At 40.7% G+C, this 12,589-nt stretch carries 13 protein-coding genes; 2 read left to right on the top strand and 11 right to left on the bottom strand.

The window, feature by feature from the left end; all coding sequences use genetic code 11:
• Positions 1-3 precede the first annotated feature (3 nt).
• The 5 genes from HY960_01825 to acnA all read right to left on the bottom strand — a co-directional run bounded on the left by HY960_01825 (position 4) and on the right by acnA (position 5,639).
• Positions 4-411, bottom strand: a complete 408-nt coding sequence (locus tag HY960_01825; protein ID MBI5214472.1) for a type II toxin-antitoxin system VapC family toxin — start codon at positions 409-411, stop codon at positions 4-6.
• Entirely contained in the window at positions 408-671 is a 264-nt protein-coding gene (locus HY960_01820) for a hypothetical protein (GenBank protein ID MBI5214471.1), read from the bottom strand. The genes HY960_01825 and HY960_01820 overlap by 4 nt, the downstream gene beginning before the upstream one ends.
• Before the next feature lie 195 nt (positions 672-866).
• A complete protein-coding gene (locus HY960_01815; GenBank protein MBI5214470.1) occupies positions 867-1,487 on the bottom strand; it encodes a hypothetical protein in 621 nt (206 codons plus the stop codon).
• Positions 1,488-2,407: 920 nt separating this feature from the next.
• Positions 2,408-2,881 carry a type II toxin-antitoxin system VapC family toxin gene (locus HY960_01810; GenBank protein ID MBI5214469.1) on the bottom strand — a complete coding sequence of 158 codons (474 nt, stop codon included), beginning with the start codon at positions 2,879-2,881 and terminating at the stop codon, positions 2,408-2,410.
• Positions 2,882-2,885: 4 nt separating this feature from the next.
• Entirely contained in the window at positions 2,886-5,639 is a 2,754-nt protein-coding gene (gene acnA / locus HY960_01805; protein MBI5214468.1) for an aconitate hydratase AcnA, read from the bottom strand.
• Between the two features lie 176 nt (positions 5,640-5,815).
• Here acnA and HY960_01800 point away from each other — a divergent pair, with 176 nt between their 5' ends.
• Both HY960_01800 and HY960_01795 read left to right on the top strand, forming a co-directional pair.
• Positions 5,816-7,138, top strand: coding sequence for a porin (locus HY960_01800; protein ID MBI5214467.1), 1,323 nt, complete (start codon positions 5,816-5,818; stop codon positions 7,136-7,138).
• A 136-nt stretch (positions 7,139-7,274) separates the two neighbouring features.
• Positions 7,275-8,099: a phosphate ABC transporter substrate-binding protein gene (locus HY960_01795; GenBank protein ID MBI5214466.1), complete on the top strand. Its 825-nt coding sequence runs from the start codon at positions 7,275-7,277 to the stop codon at positions 8,097-8,099.
• 178 nt (positions 8,100-8,277) lie between these two features.
• On the opposite strand, the gene HY960_01790 is transcribed toward HY960_01795, so the two are convergent.
• From HY960_01790 to HY960_01765, 6 genes are all read right to left on the bottom strand, one after another.
• Entirely contained in the window at positions 8,278-8,592 is a 315-nt protein-coding gene (locus HY960_01790; protein ID MBI5214465.1) for a type II toxin-antitoxin system RelE/ParE family toxin, read from the bottom strand.
• Positions 8,577-8,813, bottom strand: coding sequence for a hypothetical protein (locus HY960_01785; protein MBI5214464.1), 237 nt, complete (start codon positions 8,811-8,813; stop codon positions 8,577-8,579). Before HY960_01785 ends, HY960_01790 begins: the two co-directional genes overlap by 16 nt.
• A gap of 129 nt (positions 8,814-8,942) precedes the next feature.
• Complete coding sequence (locus HY960_01780; protein MBI5214463.1) at positions 8,943-9,155, bottom strand: hypothetical protein; 213 nt, start codon at positions 9,153-9,155, stop codon at positions 8,943-8,945.
• Positions 9,156-9,405: 250 nt separating this feature from the next.
• Positions 9,406-11,172, bottom strand: a complete 1,767-nt coding sequence (locus HY960_01775; GenBank protein ID MBI5214462.1) for an AAA family ATPase — start codon at positions 11,170-11,172, stop codon at positions 9,406-9,408.
• A gap of 211 nt (positions 11,173-11,383) precedes the next feature.
• Positions 11,384-12,109, bottom strand: a complete 726-nt coding sequence (locus HY960_01770) for a hypothetical protein (GenBank protein MBI5214461.1) — start codon at positions 12,107-12,109, stop codon at positions 11,384-11,386.
• A gap of 148 nt (positions 12,110-12,257) precedes the next feature.
• Entirely contained in the window at positions 12,258-12,560 is a 303-nt protein-coding gene (locus tag HY960_01765) for a hypothetical protein (protein MBI5214460.1), read from the bottom strand.
• Positions 12,561-12,589 lie beyond the last annotated feature (29 nt).

Below are 12,589 nucleotides of genomic sequence, written 5' to 3'. Positions count from 1 at the left end.
GTTTCAGAGAAGCGTTGCGAATCCTTCTTGCACAAAATGATGGTCGTTGGATAAAACTTCTTTGATGTTTTCTTGTTTCATCACAACCATTGATATGCAATCTACGAAACTATATTCTTTATCCAATCGGGTTTTATACAATGTCAATCCTTGATTGAATAGAGTTCTTGTAAGCGGAATTATTCGTGTCTTTGAATCTTGCAATAATTTTTCAACTGCCTTTGCTATCAAGTTTCTCCAATATTCTCCCTGAGATGCGAATTGATTTAATACTTCAAGAAGTACCGCATCAGTGGTTACTAATGTTTTCGACTTATTGGAAGTTGCAAACGATCTTGCCTTGATGTGGAACTTATCTCGACGATTAAAAAACGCAATCCAGAAAAAGGCGTCGGCATAGACCTGATTCATTTTTTCGGCGCCTGATAAAGATAGTAGTCATGATTCGTTGCAAAATCTGTAGGAAGTTTTTCCACTTCACTTTCAGGAATATTGTCAACCATTTCTGCAATTGAAAGCAAAACGTCAGAAACGTTTTCCTGAGATTGAGGTAATTTCTTTTTCTGTACGACAGTATCTTCTTTGACAAGCGATACCGCAAACTCTATCAAATCTATCCGCTCAGATGGTGAGAGTTTTCGAACTTGTTCTGTTATTGTGGGATTAAGCATAATGAGTTTTGATATTAAAATACTGTTTGAATATACAAAATGAAACCAAAACTTGCCACGCACGAAATGTGCGACTCACTTTCCTATTAGGTTCGTACGAAACTCGAAATTTCTCTGACTCCACAAAGTACAACTGAGTCGCACCTTCACATCAATCTGTCCGATTACGAATCGGACTCTGCTCGTCGGTCCTCTTTATTGCAACACCACCACGCTCAGTTCAAGCGCGATGCCAACTTCGATGTCATCGAGGATGTACACATATTTGTACTTCCGCAGTTCGGGAACGCCCGGTACAAGATTCGGGTCTTCATCATCGAAGGGGGACTTTAAATCGGTTTCTATTTTTTTCCATTCGGTTTCGGCGCCGCGCATACGATAGACTGCAAGTGCATGAAACTTCCCCTTCTTCCAATCGTTGCGAACACGACCGGGCATCAGGGTAATAGTAACCTCCGGCTTTACATTTTCCAACGAAGTCGGCAATCCGGCTTCTTCACCCACGATACCAAGGTCAATCCCGATTGCTTCGGTATAGCCGGGGCTTGCTTTAATGAAGTTCGCAACCGCACGGGTACGCGCCTCAATCGTACTTAAGGTTGTATTTTTCCGGCTTACCCGTGCAAAGTATGCTTGCTTTGCCTGCTCGGTTTCGTCAATCTCCGTGCGAACCGTTACCGAATCTGCCTGTGCCTGAGCAAGTTGTTCCGGCGTGATTCCGAGTATCGCCAAATGCTCCTCGAGTTTCGTCGAGTAGTTCTCGTGCCACGTCGGCTTTTTCTTCTCGACGTTTTCATAATAATCTTTTCTTGCCATGATGTTTTTCCTTGTAATTACTTGTGTTGTTAATTATGTATCCCCAAAAAGGGCTTGAAATTGTTTATTATTTTGACTGCATTTATTATTGTTCGGCATCGTGAAATCTCCACGGCGCAAAGAACACTCTTTTTTATTAAATTCTTCAAATCGGCTTATTTTAGGCATTTCTCGCATAACAGCCCGCCATGTTATCGCCAACATGTGCCAATGTTATCTTCAATGACCCTTCAAACCGCATTATTGTTCCCGCTATTGGGTTCAACATCCCCTCAAACCGCACCAACATCACCTCATGTTGGCTTCAATATCCCCTCAAACCGTACCAACAACCCTCATGTTGCCTTCAACATCCCCTCAAACCATACCAACCCCCCTCATGTTGCCTTCAACATCCCCTCTAACCATACCAATACCCCCTCATGTTGCCTTCAATATTCCCTCCGACCGTAGCAAGTTTTCTGACATTCTCGGTAACAGAATCGCCTGATATCAACCTGCGCATCCCATGCAATGGGACAATTTTGATTTGGGTGTGGAGTCAAAATTTATAACTCATTCCTACGCTCCGCGTTGATTCCTGAAGTGTAATCAAACGTAAATTCAACATCAAATATTTTGTGCAGAGTTTGGTTCATAATCTGTTTTCTTTTGCTGGACTCAGAGCATCTGTATATTATTCCTATTCCCAAAAACTTATCGTTGACCTCATACATGCTTGGAGCGTGGGACCAAGTCTGAATTACTTTTCTTTTGCGTATGAATATTTTACTTTTTCCTCTCGAACACTATTCTGTTGCCGTCTTTGCTCTTCAGAACTTTTTAGGTCTTCATAAATCCGGTCAATATCATAATGGAATTTCCGAGCATGTTCATCTCTGTATTTTCTTACTTCTTCTACAATCGGGTCCGACCACATATTATTTTCCTAATAATTCTTCTGGAGTACAGAGGACCGGCAACGTATATCCGGATTCGTGTACAAGTTTTTTCAAATCTTTTTGAATTTCAGCATTTGCAATGTGTTTGCAATTCCATGTTAAAAGATAATCCATCTCATGCACACTTGCAATTGCGATATGCAATGCATCTTCTACATGCTCAATGGGGACTATTCCTTTGTTGATAATAATACGCGTTAGTTCGCGCGCGTTCTCAGTTAATGAAAGCATCTCAAGCGATTTAATTGTTTCCATTCTTTTACTTGCTGCTTCGACATCGCCTTTGCTTGCTTCCTGGAAAACGATTTCGGAAACAAACAACCGATAATTATTCTTTCGTTCTGACCACCATTCGGTCGTTATCTGTTGATGAGCAACCACGATAATATCTCTACTGGGTTTTGCAGTCAAATAGCTTATTACACTGGTTTCAATATACACTGATTGTTTCATAATATCAGTCTTCTTTCAACAAACTCCTCAACACATACTGCAAAATCCCACCGTGGCGGTAGTAATCAAGTTCCATTGGCGTGTCAATCCGGCAGAGAGCGGTAAAGGAAATTACCTTTCCATCTTGGCTACTTGCTTTCACCGTGAGTTTCTTTCCTGCATGCATGTTCTCCGCAATTCCTTGAATCTCAAAGGTTTCAAATCCGGTCAAGGCAAGTGTCTTGTAGTTTTGTCCTTCTTCAAACTGTAACGGAAGAACACCCATCCCGACAAGATTACTTCGATGAATGCGCTCATAGCTTTCTGCAATGACTGCCTTCACACCAAGCAATGCAGGACCTTTCGCCGCCCAATCACGAGAAGAACCTGAGCCATATTCTTTCCCTGAAAGCACAAGCAACGGCGTTCCTTCCTTCTTGTACAACTCCGACGCATCAAAAATCGGAAGCGGTTCTTTCGATGAATGATGAACCGTCCAACCTCCTTCCGTTCCCGGGGCGAGCATGTTTCGCAAGCGGATGTTTGCAAACGTTCCTCGCATCATCACTTCGTGGTTGCCGCGCCTTGCTCCGTATTGATTGAAGTCCTTCGGCTGAACATTATTTCCTGTCAGATATTTAGCCGCAGGACTTGTCTTTGCGATATTTCCCGCAGGAGAAATATGGTCGGTCGTGATGGAATCGCCAAGCAACGCAAGAACTTTCGCTCCGGAAATATCTTTCAAAGGCGATGGTTCTTTCGGTAAGTTCTCAAAGTACGGCGCGGCTTTGATGTACGTGGAAATATCGTCCCATTCGAATCGTGAACCGTTCGGCACAGGCAACTCACTCCAATGTTTGTCTCCTTCAAACACATTTGAGTACACACGTTTGAACATCGAAGATTGAACCGACGAAGCAACAGCGCGTTCTATCTCTTCAGGTGTGGGCCATAGTTCTTTGAGATAGACCGAGTTACCGTTTTTATCTGTGCCGATTGGTTGCGTGTTCAAATCGGAATCTATCGTTCCGGCGAGTGAGTACGCAACCACCAACGGCGGCGATGCAAGATAATTTGCCCGTACTTGCGCGTTCACTCTTCCTTCAAAGTTCCTGTTTCCTGAAAGAACCGCCGCAACCACTAAATCATTTTCCTGAATTGCTTTGCTGACAGGCTCGGGCAATGGTCCGCTGTTACCAATGCAGGTCGTGCATCCATATCCAACAAGATAAAACCCGACTTGCTCAAGGTATTGCATCAATCCTGCCTGTAATAAATATTCTGTCACGACTTTTGAACCGGGAGCAAGACTTGTCTTCACCCACGGTTTCGCTTTCAATCCTCGTTCAACAGCCTTCTTTGCAAGCAATCCAGCCGCAATCAACACATTCGGGTTCGATGTATTCGTGCAACTCGTAATCGCCGCAATTACTACCGAGCCGTTGCTAACATTGTAAGCGCTTCCGTTCGATTGAACAGGTACAGACTTCTCCAACACTTCTACTTTCGTCACTCCATCACTCCATCTCTCCAATACTCCGGCATCAAGTGATTGTCCCTTCGATGACACGTACTCGGTGACTGCCTTGCGATATGATTTCTTCACGCCGGAAAGTGTAACTCTATCCTGCGGTCGTTTCGGTCCAGCAAGACTTGGCTCGACTGTCGAGAGGTCGAGTTCGAGCGTGTCGGAGAAGATTGCTTCTGCGCTTTCTTTTGTATGGAAGATTCCTTGCTCTTTGCAATACGCTTCTACAAGTGCAATCTGTTCCTCACTTCGTCCTGTTAATCTGAGATAGTTCAGCGTTTCCTTATCCGGAGGGAAGAATCCCATCGTTGCGCCGTATTCCGGAGCCATGTTTGCAATCGTTGCACGGTCTGCAAGACTGAGTGTTGACAATCCTTCACCGTAAAACTCTACAAACTTTCCAACGACTCCCTTCTTTCTTAACATTTGTGTTGCTGTAAGAACCGCATCCGTAGCAGTTGCTCCGGCGGGAAGTTTCCCGAACAATTTGAATCCGACAACTTGCGGAATCAACATTGCGCACGGTTGACCAAGCATAGCGGCTTCTGCTTCAATTCCACCAACTCCCCAGCCGAGAACACCAAGTCCGTTAATCATCGTCGTGTGCGAATCCGTCCCGACAAGCGTATCGGGATAGGCAAATGTTTCTCCGTTTTCTTCTTTTGTGAACACTACTTTGGCAAGAAATTCCAAATTGACCTGATGAACAATTCCGGTTTCCGGCGGCACAACACGGAAATTTGAAAACGCCTGTTGTCCCCATTTCAAAAACATGTAGCGTTCTTTGTTTCGCTCGAACTCCAACTCAGTGTTTTGCATGAAGGCATTCGGAGTTCCGAATTCATCCACCTGCACGGAATGGTCAATCACCAAATCAACCGGTTGAAGCGGATTGATTTTGTTCGGGTCGCCCCCCATCTTCACCATCGCATCTCGCATGACAGCCAAATCAACAACACACGGAACTCCGGTAAAATCCTGCAATAACACACGAGCCGGCATAAAAGAAATTTCTTTATCAGGAGTTGCCGTCGGATTCCAATTCATCAATGCTTCAATATCTGCTTTGTGTACAGAGCGACCGTCTTCCTGTCGAAGAAGATTTTCGAGCAATATCTTTAAGGAGATTGGAAGTCGTGCAAGACTTTTTCCTGTTGATTGTTCCAAGTGTTTCAGTGAAAAGAACGAGTACGGTTTCCCGTTGACGGTGAGAGATGATTTTGTTTTGAAGGAGTTGAGATTCGTAGCCATAAAATTGATTTTCTGATTAAGATGAGATAAAATTTTCGGCACTAATGTAGGAAAAAGGTGAGAAATGAAGAAATACATTCTCCCTCTCCGAACTTAACAATTCCGTAACACACGCTTAAACAGGCAGTAACATTGAACTGATATATTTGCACCGTTCAATTAATAAAAGGTTACTGATGAAAACATTTTTACTATTCTTGATATTTCTCACTCTTTCAACTCCACTCTTTTCCCAGGACACAACCAACATCGCCACCGATGATGAACTTGGCGAAGTCAAGGGGGCACTCGATGGCATGAACGAAACCATGCTCGAAATGAAAACAACGCTCGATGCGTTGAAGAAAATCAAAGTGTCGGGGTACATTCAGGCACAATTTCAAATTGCTGATACGGCAGGAGCCAAATCATTTGCGGGCGGTGATTTCCCTGCCTTCAGCGATTCACGTTTTCAAGTCCGTCGAGGACGAGTCAAAGTCAATTACGATAACGACCTCACGCAAGCAGTGTTACAAATTGATGTAACGCAAGGCGGCGTCGGGATTAAAGACGCGTACGTTTCAATCAAAGAGCCGTGGTTGAGAACAATTGGTTTGACTGCCGGAGTTTTTGATAGACCGTTTGGATTTGAAATTTCCTATTCATCCTCAAGTCGCGAAACGCCGGAGCGTTCACGAATGTATCAGACACTCTTCCCGGGCGAGCGAGAACTCGGAGCAAAAATAGAAGTCGCACCGGAATTAGGTTCGCTCAGTTACTTCAATTTGAAAGCAGGAATTTTCAACGGCGTTCAACCCAACGCGAATGAAAATGATAACAACAAAGATTTCATTGGACGACTTGGTTTCACGCTTCCGTTTGAAGAAGAAAATCTTGCAATTGATGGCGGCTTCTCTCTCTATTCAGGAAAAGTGTTGAGCAATAACTCGAAAGTGTACGAGTTCGATAACTCTTCGGCAACAAAATCATACAAACTCCATTCTGCAACTTCAGATTCACTCAATGCCTTTGGCAGAACATACTATGGATTCGACGTACAAACGTATTATGATTTACCTGTGCTTGGCGGAATGTCGCTTCGTGGCGAATACATAACAGGTAAACAACCCGGGACTTCTTCATCGAGTCAGTTTTATAATCCGGCAACTTCCACAAGTGCATTATACCTGAGAAACTTTTCCGGCTGGTACCTCAATTACATTCAGAACATTGGCTTGCAACACCAATTTATGTTAAAATACGATGTCTATGACCCGAACTCCGACGTTGAAGGAAACGACATTGGTGCAAGCGGAAGCAATCTCACCTCCGGCGATGTAAAATTCAGTACGCTTGGTTTGGGTTGGATTTATCATTGGGACCAGAACGTGAAATTTGTTCTCTACTACGACATGGTCTCGAACGAAAAAATAAACTCGTCAGCAACAGGTTCTCTCTCCTCGTTCAAAGATGATGTGAAAGATAACGTGTTTACTCTCAGAGCGCAGTATAAATTTTAATTTCTGATTTCTGAATGCTAATTGCTGATTGGCGATTAATGATTCAGGATTCAAGATTTATGATTTTCGATTTCAAAAATAATACCGCCCACAGCTTTAGCTGTGGGAATAGTAACAACAACACAAGGAATAACAAATGAAAAACATCATCATCACACTCATCATCGCTCTTACAACATTTGGCTTCATGCAACAGGGCGAAACGATTACCGTGAAAGGTTCAGACACGATGGTCATTCTCGCTCAACGATGGGCGGAGATTTACATGTCGAAACATCCGGGCGTAACGATACAAGTTACAGGCGGCGGTTCGGGAACGGGAATCTCCGGACTCATCAACGGCACAACCGATATTTGCAACGCATCACGTCCGATGAAAAAATCAGAAAAAGAAAAACTCAAACAACGGTACAACACACTCGGCGTTGAAATCAAAGCGGCGAAAGATGGCATTGCATTGTACGTTCACGAATCAAATCCTGTAAAAGAATTATCGCTCGAACAAATTCGGGATATTTATAAGGGCAATATCACCAATTGGAAACAAGTTGGCGGGAACGATGCAAAGATTATTTTATACAGCCGTGAGAACAACTCAGGCACGTATGTCTATTTCAAAGATAATGTTTTGAACGGAGACGACTTTGCACCGAGCGCGCAGAACATGCCCGGCACCGCCGCAGTGGTAAACGCAATCGCAAAAGATAAAAACGGCATCGGCTACGGCGGCGCGGCATACGGCAAAGGAATCAGATTCCTCAAAGTGAAAGAAGATGCAAACTCCCAAGCCTACGAACCGACAGAAGAGAACGTGAAGAGTGATAAATATCCCATCTCACGTTACCTCTACATGTATCTCCGTAGCAAACCTACAGGAGCGCTGAAGGAATACATTGATTGGACTCTCAGCAAAGAAGGACAAGAGATTGTAAATAAGGTTGGATATTTTCCGGTGAAGTGAGTGTTTCTTAACGTTGCTAACATTTACACCCAATACAAGGTTTTCATTTTAGAGACTGACAGGACTCAGTATTAAATATTAAAGTACAGTTAATCCATCTATTACTGGGAGGTCACGGACCATTCCGTGACCTGAATGTTCGTGTCACGTTGGGACCGTGACACCCGAGAAAAATATATCAATAATTCCTATGCAACAGTTTTTCTAATTTTTCCGGGTTCTGACGACTATCCCAAATGGACAAAATATTTATTTGTTGATTTGTGTTTTCATAGAGAATAAGGTACTCTCTTACTACCTTTACTTTCACATTTTCATCAGTGGTTGTTTTTCGACCGATGTGAGGATAAAGAGTGATGAGTTTTATTGCCTCTCTGATGAGTTTATCTAATTTGTTACTGTACGTTTTTGAAGAATTCCGCACATTCCAATATTCTAAAATACGAATTCTCTCCTGTTGTGCGCGGAACGACCATATTACTTGTTTAGCCATTCATCCGTTGCTTTATCCGCCTGTTCGTTCGTCAGGAATTGACCATTTTTTATTTGTGCTCTTGCTTCGTGGACAGCGTTTGTTTGAGCGTCATTCATTTGATAAAGCTCAACCTCTCCGATGTCCACCTCTAACAAAGTATTCAACTCTTGCAATAGGGTTCTGTTCTCAGTGAGTTCGATTGTTGTTATGAGTCTTTGTTTTAATTCGAGTGTTGACATAGTAGGTTATATTTTTTTCCAATATAAGAAACATCTCATTATTTTATACAACCCCTTAGTTCGGAATTGCCTTTCTCCACGACCAAGATTGGTCAGGAGTGCAACTCCTTCCCAGTCTAAAGCCAGATTTCACCTTGCTTCATAAAAGGTTTCAAAATCCAGATTTGTGAGTTCTGTTAATTCTCTATTGTTCCTGTATTCATCGGTAAGTTTCTGTGCCGCTATCTCCATGTCTTTTAAATCTTCTTTTTCTCTCATGGTATGAATTGTCCGTTCTACAATGAAGATTCTTTTCTGCAATGGTAACTGCTCGATCTCTCTTATGATTTCTGATGTGCTCATTTTATTTCAAGTAATATTCTGACTTTCGTTTCTGGAGTTTACTGATTCTCCTTTTATCAAGCAAATTATTTTCTCTTTCCCACGTCAGCGTGGGAATGTTAATTTTTACGCTCATGCGTCCTGCATTTAATAAATAATATTTCTCATGTATCGAATAAAGACGCGTGAGTATTTTCGTTGACTGTTAAACGCAGAGCGTAACACTTTTGCATCCCCATGCCGGAGCGTGGGGACGAGAAAAAAGTATCTGTTAATAAATGACTGACCTAAACACATTGTTGAAATTATCTTTTGTTTTTTGAGATATCTTTTTAACAATTTCATTTTTGCTTTCATCGAAAAAAAGAGACGATATCTTTTTTTCAAAAGATACTTTATCATTTAGTTGTAGTGCATTATTAATCATGCTTAAATCGATTGGCTCAAATAAATCTTGTAGTATTCTTTTCTTTCCATTTTTAGATGGTAATAAGAAGAAATGCTTGTTTGCCATTTCATCACCAAAAAATGTTTTTGCTTTTTCATAACTTATATTTCCCGATGAATCGTTATCCCAAAGAACACGGAAATCAACTTCAAATGCTATCATTAATGAAATGAAGTTTATCAACGACTCAGATCCCTTTCCCGGTAAAATGCTGAATTCCTTGCTGTGATTAAATAATGAATACGCATAGTAGTCATAAATACCCTCTACAATCATTATTTTTTTATTATTAATATCAATATCAAAAGGTTTTAAAAATAGTGCCTCATTAATAGTTTGAAATGCTGTTTCAACACCCTTACTCTTTTGATTTTGATATTGATGGAACAGATTTATTACAATGTCACCTAATTCATTTTTGTTAACAACATGAATATTATTTAGTGGTATTGTTTCTGGATTTAGCAGATAATGAGAATGTGTACAATAAATAACTATATTCTCATTGGATAGCTCTTTTAATTTTTTACAAAGTTTAGTCTGTGCATATGGGTGTAAATAAGATCCAGGCTCATCAAGTAAATATATTGCATTATTAAGATCACCAGCTTTATCAGGATTGAATTCTAATTTCATAACAAAATTAAAAAACCAATAAAATCCTTTACTTCTATTTTTTATATAAAAATAATGTTCTATCCCATTGGAATCCCTTTCTATAAGATCGAATTTTAAAAAATATTTTTCGATTTCTTGATCATGTCTTTGCTTTACAACATTATTGCCTTGCCTAATTTCTTTTATTACAGGAGTAACTTTATTTTCAATCTTAAAATCTATATCGATTTCAAGAGCGTCTTTATTTTCTAATCTAAAATTTGACCATTGTGCTGTCAACGTTGCATTCAATTTTCTCTTGACTTGTGCAAGAATGGATTTTCTTCTCCTCTCTTCTAAATTTTTTAAATCATAAACTGAATAACTTTCATCAGTCTGAATAAATAATTCTTGTATTATAGGAAGCCATCCTACATTTTGATTCTCACTGGTAATTTCTATTATATCGGGAAATATCTCTCTGAAGTCATCGAAATAAAGTATGTAGGGTAGTTTTAGAATTAGTTCTTTACAAAAATCATTCTCCTCACTTGGATTTTTCAGGGATAGTTTAGGGTAGAACTCATAAAAACTTGATAATTGATTGTTTTGATAAACTAATTTTCGAGTAATTGTGATTTCAAACTCCTTAGTATCATAAAATCTCTTAAGCTTTTCATCAGCATTTGTATCGGTAAGTTGTAGTTTACTTTTCATCGATTCCTTCAATTCTGCCTTGGTAACATTCACTACTGCTGATATACTACAAATGCCGCTAGAAACTTTATAGAGATTCATGATATCGGTTAGGTGTGAAAACGTTTTATTTTGCCAATCATTCATATAATCAAAAGCATAAATGGCATTGAGGATTGTTGTTTTACCGCATTCATTAATCCCAATGATAGGTAGTAATGATTTTTTTTCTACATTAATTTCTATTCTATCAGTTATACCTCGATAATTTTCTATAATGAATTTTTTATATTTCATACCTGTGTCCAATTGTTTCAGTCAAGTTTTACCTGGTTTTCTTGGGCATCACCGTATCACCAGCAACACCTGTAAAAATTTTCCGCAAATATACACCATTCATTTTAACAATCAAATATCAAATACCCTGTCAAGTCACGTCTCCCCTACGTGACCTGACAAAGTATAGCAAAGATGAAGTCCAATTTCAAATCAGACTCCAACTATAAGCCTACGGCGTAGGCGGCGGCTGGTCCGGTGGTGGCGGAGGTGGTTCCTCATCCGGAGTCGTCGGGTCGCCCGGCAACACGTAGCGTTGGTACTTCGCATAGTTGTTCATGTAAATCAACTTCCCGGCTCTGCATACTGTCACCGTCGTTGTCCAGACTTGGTTCAGGAGAATAATTCTATTCTGCGTCAGGACCTCGCGGGTACCTTTGTATGCTTCCTGCGCCGTATCGGAACTGTTCAATTGGTTCAATAACGTTCCGATTTCATCAATCATCGCTTGCGTAAAATTTTTCGCAATCAGTTCCGCACTGTATTTTTGTGCAACTGCATAGAGATCGCGCATAAACGAAATCATCAGCGGATGAGATGTCCTCGACCTGTCATAATCGTTATACCCGAACTCATTCCAGATAGAAGTCTTATTCGGGAATGCTTTCTCGATGAAAAACTTCATTGACTGAAATTTATTCCGGCATAACTCCATCGCATTTTCTGTGGCAGTGGTTAAAATCGTCATAGTGTCAACTATGACATTATCGGTTGGTACGCTTTTAGCGGCATCAATCTCAGACTGCCAGTTCGCGGCATACGGGTCCTTAAAATCAGGGTCGAATGCCTGAAAATCTGCATTATCCTCAATAAATGCTTCGCGGGTTTTCTCCGATACCTGCATCATATCAGAATCTGCCATTGTATATAGTCGAACTACTTCTTTCGGACGACTCATAATTTGTTCCTTTAGTTTGTTAGATATTAGTTAATTAAGTGAATTGAATCTTGTAACTCATTATCATACATAACAATACAAATCTTATCTTGCATTACATTACAAATAATTTCTTTACATCATTCATTTGTAAGACATGCTAAATTGCTCAACTACTAATCCTTAAATTTAAGTCAAATTTGATAGTTGACACTTTCATTGCCGAGAATATCGCATCCATCCATCCGTTAACCACATCCGAACCGGAGAATAGGCTTTCCATTCTCACGTTGACCTTTTCCGTCGTACAGTTACCAATTTCCGAAGGATAGTTGGCGATTTCAAAAGGATAGTATGCGATTTCCAAAGCATAGTTAGCGGTTTCCGAAAGATAGTTAACGATTTCCGTCCCATAGGCATCAATTTCCGACGGCGGAAATGCGTTTCTGATGAAATTTGGGGCATTGCTCAAAAAAGGAATATATCGTCATGGATTCAACT

The sequence above is a fragment of the Ignavibacteriota bacterium genome, from assembly GCA_016212665.1.
In the GTDB taxonomy this organism is placed as follows: domain Bacteria; phylum Bacteroidota; class Ignavibacteria; order UBA10030; family SZUA-254; genus FW602-bin19.
The sequence above is the reverse complement of the archived record's forward strand: the minus strand, read 5'-3'. Positions and strand labels throughout refer to the sequence as shown.

Excerpts from the sequence above, each read along its gene's own strand:
- acnA (MBI5214468.1), bottom strand. The coding sequence starts at position 5,639 with ATGGCTACGAATCTCAACTCCTTCAAAACAAAATCATCTCTCACCGTC.
- HY960_01795 (MBI5214466.1), top strand. The coding sequence starts at position 7,275 with ATGAAAAACATCATCATCACACTCATCATCGCTCTTACAACATTTGGC.
- HY960_01775 (MBI5214462.1), bottom strand. The coding sequence starts at position 11,172 with ATGAAATATAAAAAATTCATTATAGAAAATTATCGAGGTATAACTGAT.
- HY960_01790 (MBI5214465.1), bottom strand. The coding sequence starts at position 8,592 with ATGGCTAAACAAGTAATATGGTCGTTCCGCGCACAACAGGAGAGAATT.
- HY960_01785 (MBI5214464.1), bottom strand. The coding sequence starts at position 8,813 with ATGTCAACACTCGAATTAAAACAAAGACTCATAACAACAATCGAACTC.
- HY960_01820 (MBI5214471.1), bottom strand. The coding sequence starts at position 671 with ATGCTTAATCCCACAATAACAGAACAAGTTCGAAAACTCTCACCATCT.
- HY960_01770 (MBI5214461.1), bottom strand. The coding sequence starts at position 12,109 with ATGAGTCGTCCGAAAGAAGTAGTTCGACTATATACAATGGCAGATTCT.
- HY960_01800 (MBI5214467.1), top strand. The coding sequence starts at position 5,816 with ATGAAAACATTTTTACTATTCTTGATATTTCTCACTCTTTCAACTCCA.
- HY960_01810 (MBI5214469.1), bottom strand. The coding sequence starts at position 2,881 with ATGAAACAATCAGTGTATATTGAAACCAGTGTAATAAGCTATTTGACT.
- HY960_01815 (MBI5214470.1), bottom strand. The coding sequence starts at position 1,487 with ATGGCAAGAAAAGATTATTATGAAAACGTCGAGAAGAAAAAGCCGACG.
- HY960_01825 (MBI5214472.1), bottom strand. The coding sequence starts at position 411 with ATGAATCAGGTCTATGCCGACGCCTTTTTCTGGATTGCGTTTTTTAAT.
- HY960_01780 (MBI5214463.1), bottom strand. The coding sequence starts at position 9,155 with ATGAGCACATCAGAAATCATAAGAGAGATCGAGCAGTTACCATTGCAG.